The sequence below is a fragment of the Rhizobium sp. CRRU65 genome, from assembly GCF_048551595.1.
GTDB classification, from domain to species: Bacteria; Pseudomonadota; Alphaproteobacteria; order Rhizobiales; family Rhizobiaceae; genus Rhizobium; species Rhizobium leguminosarum_J.
Map to the genome: position 1 here is coordinate 60,923 of NZ_JBLYZH010000017.1, position 14,578 is coordinate 75,500.

At 61.4% G+C, this 14,578-nt stretch carries 16 protein-coding genes and 1 pseudogene; 8 read left to right on the forward strand and 9 right to left on the reverse strand.

Annotated elements, in window-relative coordinates:
* Positions 1-7: 7 nt before the first annotated feature.
* Together ACM5SV_RS28460 and ACM5SV_RS28465 are read right to left on the reverse strand one after the other, a co-directional pair.
* Positions 8-709, reverse strand: coding sequence for a response regulator (locus tag ACM5SV_RS28460; protein WP_011652933.1), 702 nt, complete (start codon positions 707-709; stop codon positions 8-10).
* On the reverse strand, positions 710-1,201 hold the full coding sequence (locus ACM5SV_RS28465; protein WP_017989072.1) for a MarR family winged helix-turn-helix transcriptional regulator: 492 nt from the start codon (positions 1,199-1,201) through the stop codon (positions 710-712).
* Between the two features lie 282 nt (positions 1,202-1,483).
* Here ACM5SV_RS28465 and ACM5SV_RS28470 point away from each other — a divergent pair.
* Positions 1,484-1,947 (forward strand): annotated as a pseudogene (locus ACM5SV_RS28470) (aminotransferase class IV); the annotation flags it as partial.
* 149 nt (positions 1,948-2,096) lie between these two features.
* On the opposite strand, the gene ACM5SV_RS28475 reads toward ACM5SV_RS28470, so the two are convergent.
* Both ACM5SV_RS28475 and ACM5SV_RS28480 read right to left on the reverse strand, forming a co-directional pair.
* Positions 2,097-2,366 (reverse strand): hypothetical protein, encoded by a 270-nt coding sequence (locus ACM5SV_RS28475; RefSeq protein WP_003541697.1) that lies wholly within the window; start codon positions 2,364-2,366, stop codon positions 2,097-2,099.
* A gap of 183 nt (positions 2,367-2,549) precedes the next feature.
* Entirely contained in the window at positions 2,550-3,167 is a 618-nt protein-coding gene (locus ACM5SV_RS28480) for a DUF1236 domain-containing protein (protein ID WP_026157437.1), read from the reverse strand.
* 287 nt (positions 3,168-3,454) lie between these two features.
* Here ACM5SV_RS28480 and ACM5SV_RS28485 point away from each other — a divergent pair, with 287 nt between their 5' ends.
* Positions 3,455-4,150, forward strand: a complete 696-nt coding sequence (locus ACM5SV_RS28485; protein WP_222014209.1) for an MBL fold metallo-hydrolase — start codon at positions 3,455-3,457, stop codon at positions 4,148-4,150.
* 117 nt (positions 4,151-4,267) lie between these two features.
* Here the strand turns inward: ACM5SV_RS28485 and ACM5SV_RS28490 are convergent, their stop codons facing one another.
* From ACM5SV_RS28490 to ACM5SV_RS28505, 4 genes are all read right to left on the reverse strand, one after another.
* The gene (locus ACM5SV_RS28490; protein ID WP_222014210.1) at positions 4,268-4,609 is read right to left on the reverse strand and encodes a tRNA-binding protein; all 342 of its coding nucleotides are present in this window, start codon (positions 4,607-4,609) and stop codon (positions 4,268-4,270) included.
* Between the two features lie 10 nt (positions 4,610-4,619).
* Positions 4,620-5,447 carry a pyrroline-5-carboxylate reductase gene (gene proC / locus ACM5SV_RS28495; protein WP_017994808.1) on the reverse strand — a complete coding sequence of 276 codons (828 nt, stop codon included), beginning with the start codon at positions 5,445-5,447 and terminating at the stop codon, positions 4,620-4,622.
* Position 5,448: 1 nt separating this feature from the next.
* Positions 5,449-5,949, reverse strand: coding sequence for a YbjN domain-containing protein (locus ACM5SV_RS28500; protein WP_222014211.1), 501 nt, complete (start codon positions 5,947-5,949; stop codon positions 5,449-5,451).
* 390 nt (positions 5,950-6,339) lie between these two features.
* The gene (locus ACM5SV_RS28505; protein ID WP_012758437.1) at positions 6,340-6,600 is read right to left on the reverse strand and encodes an accessory factor UbiK family protein; all 261 of its coding nucleotides are present in this window, start codon (positions 6,598-6,600) and stop codon (positions 6,340-6,342) included.
* A 201-nt stretch (positions 6,601-6,801) separates the two neighbouring features.
* Between ACM5SV_RS28505 and lgt the strand changes: the two genes are divergently transcribed.
* The 6 genes from lgt to ACM5SV_RS28535 all read left to right on the forward strand — a co-directional run bounded on the left by lgt (position 6,802) and on the right by ACM5SV_RS28535 (position 12,781).
* Entirely contained in the window at positions 6,802-7,650 is an 849-nt protein-coding gene (lgt, locus tag ACM5SV_RS28510; protein WP_222014212.1) for a prolipoprotein diacylglyceryl transferase, read from the forward strand.
* A gap of 16 nt (positions 7,651-7,666) precedes the next feature.
* Positions 7,667-8,767 carry a class I SAM-dependent methyltransferase gene (locus ACM5SV_RS28515; RefSeq protein WP_221973127.1) on the forward strand — a complete coding sequence of 367 codons (1,101 nt, stop codon included), beginning with the start codon at positions 7,667-7,669 and terminating at the stop codon, positions 8,765-8,767.
* A 111-nt stretch (positions 8,768-8,878) separates the two neighbouring features.
* Complete coding sequence (pgeF, locus tag ACM5SV_RS28520) at positions 8,879-9,673, forward strand: peptidoglycan editing factor PgeF (RefSeq protein WP_222014213.1); 795 nt, start codon at positions 8,879-8,881, stop codon at positions 9,671-9,673.
* Positions 9,674-9,678: 5 nt separating this feature from the next.
* Positions 9,679-10,830, forward strand: a complete 1,152-nt coding sequence (locus ACM5SV_RS28525) for a M24 family metallopeptidase (RefSeq protein ID WP_017994812.1) — start codon at positions 9,679-9,681, stop codon at positions 10,828-10,830.
* Between the two features lie 91 nt (positions 10,831-10,921).
* Entirely contained in the window at positions 10,922-11,743 is an 822-nt protein-coding gene (locus ACM5SV_RS28530; RefSeq protein WP_222014214.1) for a hypothetical protein, read from the forward strand.
* Positions 11,744-11,848: 105 nt separating this feature from the next.
* Positions 11,849-12,781, forward strand: coding sequence for a ribose-phosphate pyrophosphokinase (locus ACM5SV_RS28535; protein WP_011652946.1), 933 nt, complete (start codon positions 11,849-11,851; stop codon positions 12,779-12,781).
* A 221-nt stretch (positions 12,782-13,002) separates the two neighbouring features.
* On the opposite strand, the gene ACM5SV_RS28540 is transcribed toward ACM5SV_RS28535, so the two are convergent.
* A complete protein-coding gene (locus tag ACM5SV_RS28540) occupies positions 13,003-14,553 on the reverse strand; it encodes a hypothetical protein (protein ID WP_222014215.1) in 1,551 nt (516 codons plus the stop codon).
* Between the last annotated feature and the right edge of the window lie 25 nt (positions 14,554-14,578).

A 14,578-nucleotide genomic window follows, 5' to 3' on the forward strand; every position in this document is an offset into this window, starting at 1 on the left:
CTTGAGTTTAGTCGATGCTCAGCCTGTATCCGATGCCGCGCACGGTCTGCAGCCAGACTGGATTGGCGGGATCGTCCTCGATCTTACGCCTCAGCCGGTTGATCTGCACGTCGATAGTCCGCTCGCCGACTTCGGTATCGTTGCCGATCAGTTCATGGCGGGGGATCGTGTCGCCAGCGCGCCGCGCAAAGAGCAGCATGATCTCCTGCTCGCGGTCGGTAAGCCGGATCACCTCGCTGGCTTTCTTCAGTTCCTTGCGGGTCAGCGAGAAGGTGTAAGGGCCGAACATCACCTGTTCGATCTTCGGTCCCTCGCCGCCGGCGTTGCGGCGCAGGATGTTGTTGATGCGCAGCACCAGTTCGCGCGGGTCGAAGGGCTTGGAAAGATAGTCGTCGGCGCCCGCCTCGAGGCCTTCGATGCGGTTGCCCGATTCTGCCAGCGCCGTCAGCATGATGATAGGGACGTTCTTGATGGCGCGAAGCCCGCGGGTAACCTCGATGCCGGATTCGCCGGGCATCATCACATCCATGATGATCAGGTCGAAATCGAGACCCGCAAGCTTGCGCTGCGCCTCGGCGCCGTCGGCGGCGACGGTGACACGGAAGCCGTTCTCGGCGAGATAGCGATTGAGCAGCGCACGGATGCGGGAGTCGTCATCGACCACCAACAAGTGCGCCGCATCGTCGGAAATATCTGTCTTGACCGCCATTCAATCCGCCTTCTGTCTGTCCCGCATGCCGCTGAGGAAAGCTTTTACGCCCTCCCGCACCTCCGCAGAAGCCCCTTCGAATGCCCGCTCAATGCGGCGCGATTGCGGCTCGGCAAGGGCAAGCGCCAGCTCTCGTCCCGATTTCGTCGGATAGAGCTTGCGCTGCCGCCGGTCTTCAGGACCTGCCACCTGGCGAATATAGCCTGAATCGATCAGCTGTTTCAGCACCCTTGCAAGGCTCTGCTTGGTGATCTTCAGCGTTTCGAGAAGATCGGCTACCGTCATGCCGGGATTGCGGTTGACGAAATGCACGACGCGGTGATGCGCCCGGCCGAAGCCGCTCTTCTCGAGGATAGCGTCAGGATCGGAAACGAAGTCGCGATAGGCGAAGAAGAACAGCTCGATGATCTCGAAATCGATGATATCAGTATCTTCCATCGGCGTGGCCAGCGGCTCTGGCTTGCCTGCTTTCGGGCCGGTCTGTCGTGACACTCGGCATTTCCTTTCTTTTCCGCGCGCTGCCGGAAGCTTTCGCGAAAATATGTCAGCTTTATTGACATAAATTTGCGTCGCTATTAGCTTCCGCGAACTCTGCGGGAGCCCCGCACGGCCTCTCATTTCCCTGGCATTTCCCCAGAAAACAGGGCCCGTCCGGCACTCCGACGCAATACGCGATTTCCCCCTACGTCTGTGGATAAAACGTAATAGGGACAACAATCAACAGGCATGGTGCTTGAAGCGCCGGAGGAGTTTGGGGATGGCTTCGATTCCTTTGAATCAGCTGGACGGGGGGCGCAGGCCAACCGCATCAACGTCGCCATCGCCATCTGGCAATGGGGCAGCTATTTCAACCCGAGCGAAAAGCTGAAGGGCATCCGCGTCGATATCGCCGAATACCGCCGTCCCGATCCGAAGACGGCGCCCTGCGCCTCCAAGGCTGCCGGTCTCTGCATGATCTGCGCCATTTCCAAGCACGCCGCCGAAGCCAAGGGCTACGCCGATGCAATGATGCTCGATTATCGCGGCCACTGAGGCGACCGGCGCCAACACCTTCTTCATCAAGGACGGCGTCATTCACACGCCGACCCCGGATTGCTTCCTGAACGGTATCACCGCCAGACTGTCATCGACCCGGTTTCCGAAATCGGCCCGTATCGCTTCACGCCGTCGACGATCTCCGAAACGCTGATGACGACGACATGGGGGAAGTCTATCCGGCTGCGATCGCCGCCGAATAAGGCCCTCACGCAATCGGCCCGGCCACTGCATGATTCCTTAAATCGGAATCGATTTAAGGATGAAATTATGCAGCAGTTCAAAGTGCTACAGCGTCCTTTGCGCACCTGAAACGACGCGCGCCGCTGTAGATACAGACCCGTCGGGCCTTTTATCTATGCGCCCGTGCCATGACCAGTCCGGCGAGCGTCGAGAGAATGCCGCCGCCGATCAGGCCGCCGATGCCGTCGGCGATCAGGCCGGTCATAGCCGCTTCCCCGCCGACCATGCTGAGCAGCATACCGCCGGCAACGCCGCCGATCGCACCTGCGATCGTACGGGCGACGACGTTGATCGCCTGCTGCTTCAAAGCGGCGCTCGCGGCGTTGCCGCCGATTGCACCGGCAATCAATTGTGTGATGAGCGGAAGTAGCGCTTCCATAATTTCCTCCTTTGGCGATCTCCCCGATCGCCGATCTATGCCGAACCTTCGGCATATTAGTATATTATCATATTTTGGAGGACAGCGTTAAGAAAAATCAACCGATGCGGGATTAAGGCAGGGAGAAACGCCCCGGAACGAGGCGGTCCGACGTCCGCCTCGCCTCAGTTTCTGTCGATCACGTCATTGATAGACGTAGACGATCCGGCGTGTACCGGGATCGACCAGCACCGGCCGATCGTTGATCCTCGTATAGCGGTACTCGTAGTCGGGAATCGTCTGGAAGGTGACGTCTGCAGGCACTTCCGCGCCGACGACGACATCGCCGCCAAGCTGCACCGTCTCACCCGGATTGGTGTCGATATAGGTGCGGACCGTCTCCGGCGGGGTGATGGTCTCGACCGACCCGACGGGGCCGAGCAACTCGTCCCCCGGCGCCGGCTGCGGATCGACCGGAACGACACTCGCGGTCGACTCGTAAGTCACGCTGGGAACGCCGATCTCGGCGCGGTGCTGTTCGACGATGACAGAGCTGCCGCCATGATCGACCTGCAGATAATCCGCATAGACCCAGCCGCGCATGCCGTTGACGTCGACGCGGCACCAGCGGCTGCCTTCGATGCAGCCGTCGAGCACCGCGGTCGAGCCGCGGGTAGCAAGGCCGACCGAGGGATATTGTGGGCCGGGGCCAGCACGGACGTTGAGATCGTTGACCGTTGTCGCCATCATCTCCGCCTGCGCAAGACCGCCGCTCGCCAGGAGCACGGCTCCAGCCAACAGAATGTTTCTCTTCAAGGTCATATGAGCGTCTCCTTGGTTTCGATGGGCTGACAACGCGCGGGGTTCCACGATGTTCCCCGGCACTCCGCCCAGCGAAAAGCCGCTTGTGGGAGATTTCATCCAAGTACCTTGAAGAATTGAACAAAATTCAATTTTTCCGCTCTACGGCAATGGCGAAGAGAGGCATAAACTCTTGTTTCAGTCCGTCTTTTTGCCGTGAGGCAGGCCGCAATGGCGGAAGATTCCGGCTGTCCTTGCCGTGGTTTCGGACTATACCCGAAGCAACAGAGACACGAAGCGAGGCACATATGGGCATGCTCCAGGCCGGCATCATTCCGGTGACACCCTTCCAGCAGAACTGCACGATCTTCTTCGATCCCGATACCAAGGAAGGCGTCGTCGTCGATCCCGGCGGCGACGTGCCGCTCATCCTGCAGGCGATTGCCCAGAACGGCCTGACCATCAAGGAAATCTGGCTGACACACGGCCACCTCGACCATGCCGGCGGCGCCAATGAATTGAAGGAGGCCCTCGGCATCGACGTGGTCGGCCCGCATCAGGACGATCTGCCGCTGCTGCAACGGATCGAAACACAGGCTGAAAAATACGGCATATCAGGATTGCGCGACGTCGTGCCCGACCGCTGGCTGAAGGATGGCGACAAGATCTCTTTCGGCGCCCATGAATTCGAAGTCTATCACACGCCCGGCCATGCCCCCGGCCACGTCATCTATTTCAACCGTGCGCAGAATTTCGCTCATCTCGGCGACGTGCTTTTCAACGGCTCGATCGGCCGCACCGACCTGCCCGGCGGCAATCATCAGCAGCTTCTCGATTCGATCCGCGACAAGGTATTGCCGCTCGGCGACGACGTCGGCTTCATCTGCGGCCACGGCCCCGGCAGCCGCATCGGCGACGAGCGGCGAAGCAATCCATTCCTGCAGGAGATCAGACCTCGTGGAGGATCCGATCCTGCCACGTCGGGCGAAGCCCGGAACAACTAATGCATGTCGCCCAAAAGTGCGCAGCGGTTTTGGGATAACGACTTGCATAAAACAACGGCTTAAAGCGCGTCGCATGAATCCGATTCGACGCGACGTGCTTTAAGTGTAAGCTCGCGCTCACATCATTCTTCGGCCGTTCGGCACCGGCTGTTCGACCGCGGCAAGCACGATCGCGCCGTTCTCATCCTCGAAACCCAGCGTCAGCACTTCCGAGCGGAACGGCCCGATCTGGCGCGGCGGGAAGTTGACGACGCCGAGCACCTGCCGGCCGATCAGGTTTTCCGTCGTATAATGCACGGTGATCTGCGCTGAGGATTTTTTCGTGCCGATGTCAGGACCGAAATCGATCAGGAGTTTGAACGCCGGCTTGCGTGCCTCCGGAAAGGGACTGGCCTCGATGACAGTGCCGACACGAATATCGACGCGCTCGAAATCGGCGTAGGTGATCTCTTCTGCCATATGGTCTCCGTCAGCCGGCCAGTTCCTCGGCCCGCTTGCGCGCCGCCGCAAGGGCTGCGTCGAACAAGGGCTGCATGCCGTCTTCGGCCATCAGCACGGCGAGCGCCGCCGCCGTCGTGCCGCCGGGAGAGGTCACATTCTCCCGCAGCCGCGAAGCGTCGTCGGGGGACTGGTGCATGAGTTCACCAGCCCCCGCGACTGTTTCCCGCGCAAGACGCATGGCGAGGTCCGCCTGCAGGCCGAGTTTACGGCCTGCCTCCGCCATACATTCGACGAGATAGAATACATAAGCCGGGCCGCTGCCCGAAAGCGCCGTCACGGCATCGATATCGGCTTCCGCCGGCACCCATTCGACCGGGCCCGAGACGCGCAGAAGGGAATGGACGCGTTCGCGTTGCGCATCGCTGACCCCCGAATTGGCAAAAGCGCCGGTCACACCGCGCCCGACCATGGCCGGCGTGTTCGGCATGGCACGCACCATGGCGGCCTTGCCGAAATGTCTCTCGAGGAAACCGAGCGTCTTGCCGGCCGCGACCGAGACGACGACCGTCTCCGGCCCGACGGCACTCTTCACCGCCGGCAGCACCGCCTCCATCACCTGCGGCTTGACCGCGAGGAAAAGCACGCTTGCCTTCAAATCCGTGGGAAGCGCGGTCAGATGGGTCGCGCCAGCCTCGCTGATCGTCGAAAGCATCGCAGGCGACGGACCGGGATCGACAACGATGACGGCCGAGCCCGGAACGCCGCTTTTCAGCCAGCCGGAGAGCATCGCCCCGCCCATGTTTCCGGCACCGATTAGAACGACGGGATGTATCGAGGAGAAAGCGGCCGTCGGCATCTTATGCCTCGCCAACCGTTTCAAACAGCACGGCTTCCATCGCCTTCGTCGCCTCCATGCCGGACCAGACGACGAACTGGAATGCCTGAAAATAGGCTTCGCAGGTGTCGAGCGCGCTGGAAAGCAGCACCTCCACCTGGCGATTGGTAGGCTCCGCGCCGCCGGCAAGCAGCAGCGATTGACGGAAAATGACGACATCTTCCTGGCGCCAGAGGTCGAAATGACCCATCAGCACCTGCCCGTTGATCGCCGAGAGCAGCTTGACCACCTCGTTGACCCTGACGTCGGGAACTTTGATATCGAAGGCGCAGCCAAGATGCAGCGCCTCGAATTCCTCCATCCAGGAGAAGGAGACGTGGTAGTCCGTCCAGCGGCCCTCGACCGTCATTGCGATCTCGTCCTCGCCGGACCGTTCGAACGACCAGTCGTTGTTGGAGGCAACATACTCGATCATATCGACCGGGTTCGACTGACGCTCGACTTCCAATTCCATCAGGTTCATGCAGCACCTTCTTGACCGGAACGAATGCGACCTAACTTGGTGTACGAACACAAGCAAGACACACGCAAAATACCGGAACCACCACTCGGATGATCGTTGAACCGCTGCCAGACTTAACGCAGATAACCTGCCCGGAGCTTACCACGTCGCTTCGAATCATCATTTAAAATCAGTGTATAGCGCCCCTGGTCCCCTGCCAGCCCCCTGAACGGAAAATAGGACCGGCCACTGTGGAAAGGCTCTTCGAAATTCAATTCAGAAGGGAGAATAAGCGACTCTGCGAATTGGCTTTTTTGGCAGTGTCCACAGGTGGAAAACTCACCTGGTTTTTTTTACGGAAGATGCGGCGTGTGGCATGAAGGCCACGCCGCATCTGTGTCGTATCGGGACTTAAGTGCCCTCGCCGGCAAGCTTTGCCTCGAGTGCTGCGATGCGGGCGGCAAGTGCCTCGTTCTCGTCGCGTGCCTTGATCGCCATCTCGCGCACGGCCTCGAACTCCTCTCGCTTGACGATGTCCATGCTGTTCAGCCAACGCTCGGCCTGGGCGTTGAAGGCGGTCTCGATCTCCTTGCGGACGCCCTGGGCGGCACCGGCCGCATCGGTCATCAGCTTGGCGAATTCGTCCATGATGCGGTTCGTTCCGGTCGTCATGGCGTTTTTCTCCCTTCGCATGAGGTGAATTCAGCCCTTCGGGGCCTCGAGGATTGAGGTAGGGCTTCGCCATCGACGATGCAAGCGCTTTGCACGGGATAAGCTTGCCGGAACAGGCCGGGAATGGGCCATCACGAACAATGGACTTGACCGTCCGGGATCGCAACGGCATGTTCCGCGCAACTCAACAGGTGGAAAACCTTGCCGACAGCAGCCGATCTCCTTGCCATCATGCCTTTCCCGGATATCGATCCGATCGCCTTTTCGATCGGTCCGCTGGCGATTCATTGGTATGGTCTCGCCTATGTTGCCGGCATCCTGCTCGGCTGGGCCTATGCGCGCCGCCTCGCCGCCAATGAAAGTCTCTGGCCCGGCAACGTCTCGCCGATATCCAGGACGCAGCTCGACGATTTCATCGTCTGGGCAGCGCTTGGTGTCGTCCTCGGCGGTCGTCTCGGCTATATTTTCTTTTATGATCTCCCCGCTGTCCTGCGCAGTCCCGTCCGTGCGCTCGAGATCTGGAACGGTGGCATGTCCTTCCATGGCGGCCTGACCGGCACGACGATCGCCATGATCCTCTTTGCCCGCCGCAACGCCATCCCGATCTGGAGCCTGTTCGACATCGTCGCCGCGGTCGTTCCCTTCGGCCTCTTCTTCGGCCGCATCGCCAATTTCATCAATGGCGAGCTCTGGGGCCGGTTGACCGACGTGCCCTGGGCCGTGGTCTTCCCGACCGGCGGCCCCTTCGCCCGCCACCCAAGCCAGCTCTACGAAGCCGGCCTCGAAGGCATCGTTCTGCTCCTGGGGCTGGCCGCTTTCATCTTTGGCATGCGCGCCCTGAAAAGCCCCGGCTTCATTACAGGCGTCTTCGTTTGCGGTTATGCGCTGTCGCGCATCTTCGTCGAATTCTTCCGCGAGCCTGACGCCCAGCTCGGTTACCTCCTCGGCACGAACTGGCTGACCATGGGCATGGTGCTCTCCTCCCCGATGATCCTGCTTGGCCTTTGGGCGATGCTGCGGGCCCGCCGCCAGGCTGCGCTGCAGCTCTGAAACGGCAGGACGCGACATGACCACCGCTCTAGGCGAAAAGATCAAGGCGATTATCCAGGCCAACGGCCCGATCAGCGTCACCGATTATTTCTCGCTCTGCCTCGCGGACCCCGAACACGGCTATTACCGCACCCGCGAGCCCTTCGGCCGTTCCGGTGATTTCGTCACCGCGCCCGAGGTCAGCCAGATCTTCGGCGAAATGATCGGCGTCTTCATCGTCCATGCGTGGCAGCGCCATGGCACGCCGACGGACGTCCGCCTCGTCGAGATCGGCCCCGGCCGCGGCACCATGATATCAGACATGCTGCGCGTCATCTCCCGCATCGCTCCACCGCTTTTCGACGCCATGACCGTGCATCTCGTCGAAACCAGCGAGCGGCTGCGCGACGTCCAGAGCCAGACGCTCGAACCCCACGGCGAGAAGATCACTTGGCATAATGGCTTCGACGAAGTACCGCCCGGCTTCACGCTGATTGCCGCCAACGAACTCTTCGACGCCATCCCGATCCGCCAGTTCGTTCGCATGCCGACGGGTTTTCGCGAGCGCATGGTCGGCATCGACGCCAATGGCGAGCTGACTTTCGCCGCCGGCGTCGCCGGCATCGATCCCGCGCTTCTTCCCGAACCGGTGCAGAGCGTGCCGGTCGGCACCCTCTTCGAGATCTCGCCTGCCCGCCAGGCGGTGATGATGGCGATCTGCGAGCGGCTGCGCGCCTTCGGCGGCACGGCGCTTACGATCGACTACGGCCATCTCGTCACCGGCTTCGGCGATACGCTGCAGGCCGTGCGCATGCATGAATTCGACCCGCCGCTCGCGCATCCAGGCGAAGCCGATCTGACGAGCCATGTCGACTTCCAGCAACTCGCCGAAACAGCGCTTGCGGCTGGCCTCTATCTGAACGGCGCCCTGCACCAAGGTGATTTTCTGACCGCCCTCGGCATCCTCGAGCGCGCAACCGCTCTCGGCCGTGATCGCGAGCCGCACACCCAGCAGGTCATCCAGGCGGCGGTCGAAAGGCTTGCCGGCGCCGGTGAAGGCCGGATGGGCGAACTCTTCAAGGTGATGGCGGTCTCTTATCCCGCCATCGATCTCATGCCCTTTCGTCCGGTGGATTGACAGGGCGCACGCGGCTGGTTCAACATCCGCCCGAAACAAGAACTTGAAGCGCGCCGCATATGCGATGCGCTTGGGATAACAACAAACCCCTCGAAAACCCCGGAATCACAGATGCAGGACGCGGCCTCTCCCGCACCGATCGAAAGCGCGCTGCTGAACGAAGCGGCGGGCGCCACGATCCGGCACGGTTATTTCACTCGGACCGGCGGCGTTTCCGAGGGGCTGTATCGTGGCCTTAACGTCGGCCTCGGCTCCGGCGACGAACGCGACAAGGTCTTGGAAAACCGCCGTCGCGTCGCCGCCTGGTTCGGCTTGCCGGTCGAGCGGCTGGCAACCGTGCATCAGGTCCATTCCCCCGATGTCGTGACTATTGGCGCCGATTACGACGGCGCCCGCCCCGACGCGGATGCGATGGTAACGCGCACCCCTGGCATTGCGCTTGGCGTGCTCGCCGCCGATTGCGGACCCATCCTGTTTGCCGACCCGGACAATCGCGTCATCGGTGCCGCCCACGCCGGCTGGAAGGGCGCGTTGACGGGCGTGCTCGAAAATACCGTCGCTGCCATGGAGGCGCTGGGTGCTGACCGCGCCAGCATCGTCGCCTGCCTTGGCCCCTCGATCAGCCAGGCAAGTTATGAGGTCGGTCCCGAATTCGTCGAGCGTTTCGTCGCCGACAACCCGGACGACGAGCGCTTTTTCGTGCCTTCCACAACGCCTGGCCGCGCCATGTTCGACCTGCCGGCACTGACCGCCGACCGGCTGACGAAAGCCGGCGTGCGTGCCGAAAGCCTCGGCCTCTGCACTTATCCGGACAACGAGCGCTTCTTTTCCTACCGCAGGACGACACATCGCAAGGAGCCGGATTACGGCCGCCAGATTTCCGCGATATCAATCAGGGAGACTTGAGCAGAATGGCACTGCATTTCGAAAAGGCCGAATTCGCAAGCCGGCTTGCGCGCCTCACCGAGAAGATGAAGGAAGAAAAGCTCGACGCCTTGCTGCTCTTCGCCCAGGAAAGCATGTACTGGCTGACCGGCTACGACACCTTCGGCTATTGCTTCTTCCAGACGCTGGTCGTCAAGAGCGACGGCACCATGGCGCTGATCACCCGCTCGGCTGATCTTCGCCAGGCCAGGCATACCTCGATCCTCGAGGACATCCATATCTGGGTCGACCGGGTCAATGCCGACCCGACGCTCGACCTGAAGAACCTGCTGGTTGAGATGGACCTGCTCGGCGCCCGCATCGGCATCGAATATGATACCCACGGCATGACCGGCCGCGTCGCCCGGCTGCTCGACGCGCAATTGACCACCTTCGGCCAGATCGTCGACGCCTCCTACCTCGTCAGCCGGCTGCGCCTGATCAAGAGCCCGACGGAGGTCGCCTATGTCGAGCGCGCCGCCGCTCTCGCCGACGATGCGCTCGATGCCGCGATCCGGTTGACAAAGCCCGGCGCCGACGAGGCGGATATCCTCGCTGCCATGCAGGGTGCGATCTTTTCCGGCGGCGGCGACTATCCCGCCAACGAATTTATCATCGGCTCCGGCGCCGACGCGCTGCTCTGCCGCTACAAGGCCGGCCGCCGCAAGCTCGACGCCAACGACCAGTTGACGCTCGAATGGGCTGGCGCCTATGCGCATTACCATGCCGCCATGATGCGCACGATCGTCATCGGCGAGCCGACGCATCGCCACCGCGAGCTTTACAACGCCTGCCGCGAAACCATCGAGGCGATCGAAACCGTCCTGAAGCCCGGCCAGACCTTTGGCGATGTCTTCGACATGCATGCCAGGATCATCGACGAGCGCGGCCTGGCTCGCCACCGGCTGAATGCCTGCGGTTATTCGCTCGGCGCCCGCTTCTCGCCCTCCTGGATGGAGCATCAGATGTTCCATGTCGGCAATCCGCAGCCGATCGAGCCGAACATGTCGCTCTTCGTGCACATGATCATCGCCGACTCAGATACGGGCACGGCGATGACGCTCGGCCAGACCTATCTGACGACAGCGGATGCGCCGCGCGCGCTATCCCGCCATCCGCTCGATTTCATCGGGCTCTGACCGGTGAGAATCCGGAATTGACAGACGACCGTCCCCACCCGCATAAATTCGGGTGGGGCTGATTGCGATTGCGGGAAGGACGGACCAAGGGATGACGCGAGCTGCGATTGTGCCCACGCTCCTGTTCGTCATGGCTCTATTGACAGCCTGCAACACGACCGATGCGCTTACGCCGCAGGTCGATATCAGCAATTCCTCCGGGGACGCCCCGTCGAGCCCGGTGACGCAGAGCGAAGCCGAGAGTTTGGCAGGCACCCGCCAGCCGCGTTTCTCGGGAAGCTCGCAGCAGGGCGGCTACCATCCAGCCTATGATCAGTCGCAGCGGGCCTATCGGCCCGGCACCGGCGCGGCGCCGACGACGATGCAGGAACAGGCAGACGCCCTGTCGAGAAGCGGCTCCTCACCGGCCGCCTCTGCCCCGATCGACGGACAATCGCTGCCCCCGTCGGCGGCCAGTGGTGAGCTTGCCGCACAGCCGGCTCCGCCGGCCGAGGCGCAACAGCCGCAGCAGACCGCCGCGCTCCCCCCCAATTCCTCCACCGCCCGCGGCAATACCGTACGCTTCCTGCCGATCATCGGCGCGCCGGTGCAGGCCGTGACACCACTCTCGCGCCAGCTCGGCGCCGAGGCGCGCTCGCATGGCCTTTCCATCAAGAGCTCGACCGATGGGAGCAGCGATTACATCCTCAAAGGCTATCTCTCCGCCTTCAGCGATGCCGGCAAGGTTACCGTGGTCTATGTCTGGGACGTTCTCGACAGCGGCGGCGCCCGCCTGCACCGCATCCAGGGCCAGGAAAGCGTGCCGACGGCCGCGGCCGATCCCTGGGCGGGTGTTCCAGCCTCGGTGATGCAGCAAATCGGCTCAAAAACCATCGCGGAATTCTCCTCCTGGCGGCAGACAAAGGGCGGTTAGTCACAAACTTTTTGCAAATATGGAAGCCTGTGGCGCCTTTGCCCTTGCATTCACGGGGAAGCTGACTAAAAAGCGCGGCTATCAGCGCGTAACAGGCGGACCAAAATGAAGGTTTTCGCAGGCAATTCGAACCGGCAACTCGCCGAAGCGATCTGCAACTATCTCAATGTTCCCTTGGGGAAAGCCAGTGTCCGGAGGTTTGCCGATCAGGAAATCTTCGTGGAAATCCAGGAAAATGTGCGCGGCGAGGACGTTTTCCTCGTACAGCCCACCGCCTTTCCTGCCAACGACCACCTGATGGAACTGCTGATCATGATCGACGCGATGCGTCGTTCATCGGCCCGCCGCATCACCGCCGTCCTACCCTATTTCGGCTATGCCCGTCAGGACCGTCGTGCTTCAGGCCGCACACCGATCTCCGCCAAGCTGGTTGCAAACCTCATTACCGAAGCCGGCGCCGACCGTGTCATGACGCTCGATCTCCATGCCGGGCAGATCCAGGGCTTCTTCGATATCCCGACCGACAATCTCTTCGCCATGCCCGTGCTGACGCGCGACATCAAGAGCCATTATGACCTCAGCAACGTCGTGGTCGTCTCGCCTGACGTCGGTGGTGTGGTTCGCGCCCGCGCGCTGGCCAAGCGGCTGGACTGTCTTCTGGCCATCGTCGACAAGCGTCGCGAGCGGCCGGGTGAATCCGAAGTCATGAACATCATCGGTGACATCACCGGCAAAGATTGTCTGCTGATCGACGACATTGTCGATTCCGGCGGCACGCTCTGCAACGCGGCCGACGCGATGTTGGCCAAGGGCGCATCCAGTGTCACCGCCTATATCACCCACGGCGTTCTCTCGGGCGGCGCAGTCACCCGCGTCACTTCCTCGAAGCTTCGCGAACTCGTCATCACGGATTCGATCCAGCCGACCACGGCGGTTCTCTCGGCGCACAATATCCGCATCGTGACCACGGCCCCTCTGATCGGCGAAGCCATCAGCCGAACGGCTCAGGAAGAGTCCGTCTCTAGCCTGTTCGATTAAAAAGAGCCGGCATTCGACCGGCTCTTTCAATTTCTGCATCAGATGGACCAAGCTATTACCGGGCATTTCTCCAAGCCGCATGAATTGCTGGCCCGTTGATTGTCGCCGAGCCGCGTTCGGTGACAACGAAAGCCCAGAATAAACCGCCGTTGCGATCGTTGGGCACAAAAAAGCCGGCACAAGGCCGGCTTCCTTTCATTTCTGATCCCAATTGATAAGGCTCAAGGCTGCTGCGGCGGCGCAGGTACCGTGTCCAGACCCTGATCCGGTTCCTGCTCCTGGTCTGGCTCCAGCCCCTGATCTTGATTTTGATCCGGACCATCCGGCCCCTTGACCACCTGGCCGTTGACGGCGATCGCGCCGTCGCGGCCGACGCTGATGTCCCAGCGCGAACGACCATCTGCATCGGTCTTCGCGAAACCCTTCACCATCATGATGCCGAAGGAGACCTGGTTGAGATCGGGATCCGTCTTGGCAAGCTCCTGAACCGCGGCAATCGTCTTGTCGAGATCACGGGCAAGGATCGTCGCCTCCATGGAATAGTCCTTTTCGGTGTCGACCCGCCCCTCGATCTTGCCGGTCATATCGAGGTCGTAGACGTCGGATTTGGCGCTGACCTTCGGAAACTCGACGGCGAGCCGGCCGTCGCGGAAGAGCTTCTTGCTCATCTCCTCGCCGCTCGTCTCCGGCGCCTTGTCATTGAAATCCATCGCCATGAGGGCTTCGCCGAAGGTGGCGAAATCCAGATTCGGCATGGCGAGTTGCAGCTCGAAGCTGGTCGGCATGAAAGGCGAATAGCTTGGCGGCATCAGCGGGCTGTCGAGGCTGATGTCCTGCGCATTGATGCCGAAGCCGAAACGCATGGCGTCGCTCGGCCCATCGATGGCCAGGTTGTAACCGAACGCCTTGACGCCGCCATTGCCCATCTGGCTGCTGATGGTCAGATTATTGACCCCGATCGTCTCGCTGAACGAGGCAAGAATCGGGAAGGCTTCCTTCAGCATTCCCTTAATCTTGCCGCTATTCTCCGGGCTTAATTCCTTCTCCTCGAGATGGTCGAGAACGAAAAGGACGATCTCGCGGATTTGTTTGGCCGGCAGGCCGTTCACCTTCGCATCGAAATCGATCGAATCGGCACGGATTTCGACAGGCGGCATTTGCAGGCCGGAAACCTGCTCGACGAAAGTCGACATCGAGCCGCTGCCCGCAAAATCGATACGCCCGTTGCCGCCTGCGCTGTCCGTCGAACTCAGCTCTTGGTCGATCGCGGCGATGCTGGCATGGACTTCCTCGGTGTCGGACTTGCTGGTGACCTTGATGTCCTTGCCGGTGAAGGTGCCGGAGCGCAGATAGCTGATCGCCGGGTCGAAGACGCCGGTATAGACAAGCGAAGCGATGGAGTAGGAAAAATCCGTCGGCTTCTGGTCGGGGCCTTTGAAATGGCCGGAAACGTTGAGGTTGTTGTCACCCTCGATGTTCCAGAGCCCGCTATCGAGCGGCGTGGCGAACATCGAGAACGGCGTCAGCCCGTTGATCGCGAATGTCGCCGGATCGGCTTTGGCAAGCAGCTTCGCCAGATCGTAAATGATCTCGTATCGCGCCCCCGCCGGATTGACGGTGATCAGGCCGCTCTTGGCCAGATCCTCGGGAAGCAGCTTCGTCAGCGTGTCCTTGACCGCATTGGCGCCATCCTGATTGATCTCGACACCCTGGGCCGTGGTGACAAGGCAAAGTGCCAGCAAGCTCGTTGCCGTGACAAGTTTGAGACGCATAGTCCGATTTCTCCTCAGCCGCTTT

Coding starts and splice junctions, on each gene's coding strand:
- ACM5SV_RS28460 (WP_011652933.1), bottom strand. CDS start 709: ATGGCGGTCAAGACAGATATTTCCGACGATGCGGCGCACTTGTTGGTG.
- ACM5SV_RS28475 (WP_003541697.1), bottom strand. CDS start 2,366: ATGGAAGCGCTACTTCCGCTCATCACACAATTGATTGCCGGTGCAATC.
- ACM5SV_RS28480 (WP_026157437.1), bottom strand. CDS start 3,167: ATGACCTTGAAGAGAAACATTCTGTTGGCTGGAGCCGTGCTCCTGGCG.
- ACM5SV_RS28485 (WP_222014209.1), top strand. CDS start 3,455: ATGGGCATGCTCCAGGCCGGCATCATTCCGGTGACACCCTTCCAGCAG.
- ACM5SV_RS28490 (WP_222014210.1), bottom strand. CDS start 4,609: ATGGCAGAAGAGATCACCTACGCCGATTTCGAGCGCGTCGATATTCGT.
- proC (WP_017994808.1), bottom strand. CDS start 5,447: ATGCCGACGGCCGCTTTCTCCTCGATACATCCCGTCGTTCTAATCGGT.
- ACM5SV_RS28500 (WP_222014211.1), bottom strand. CDS start 5,949: ATGAACCTGATGGAATTGGAAGTCGAGCGTCAGTCGAACCCGGTCGAT.
- ACM5SV_RS28505 (WP_012758437.1), bottom strand. CDS start 6,600: ATGACGACCGGAACGAACCGCATCATGGACGAATTCGCCAAGCTGATG.
- ACM5SV_RS28515 (WP_221973127.1), top strand. CDS start 7,667: ATGACCACCGCTCTAGGCGAAAAGATCAAGGCGATTATCCAGGCCAAC.
- pgeF (WP_222014213.1), top strand. CDS start 8,879: ATGCAGGACGCGGCCTCTCCCGCACCGATCGAAAGCGCGCTGCTGAAC.
- ACM5SV_RS28525 (WP_017994812.1), top strand. CDS start 9,679: ATGGCACTGCATTTCGAAAAGGCCGAATTCGCAAGCCGGCTTGCGCGC.
- ACM5SV_RS28530 (WP_222014214.1), top strand. CDS start 10,922: ATGACGCGAGCTGCGATTGTGCCCACGCTCCTGTTCGTCATGGCTCTA.
- ACM5SV_RS28535 (WP_011652946.1), top strand. CDS start 11,849: ATGAAGGTTTTCGCAGGCAATTCGAACCGGCAACTCGCCGAAGCGATC.
- ACM5SV_RS28540 (WP_222014215.1), bottom strand. CDS start 14,553: ATGCGTCTCAAACTTGTCACGGCAACGAGCTTGCTGGCACTTTGCCTT.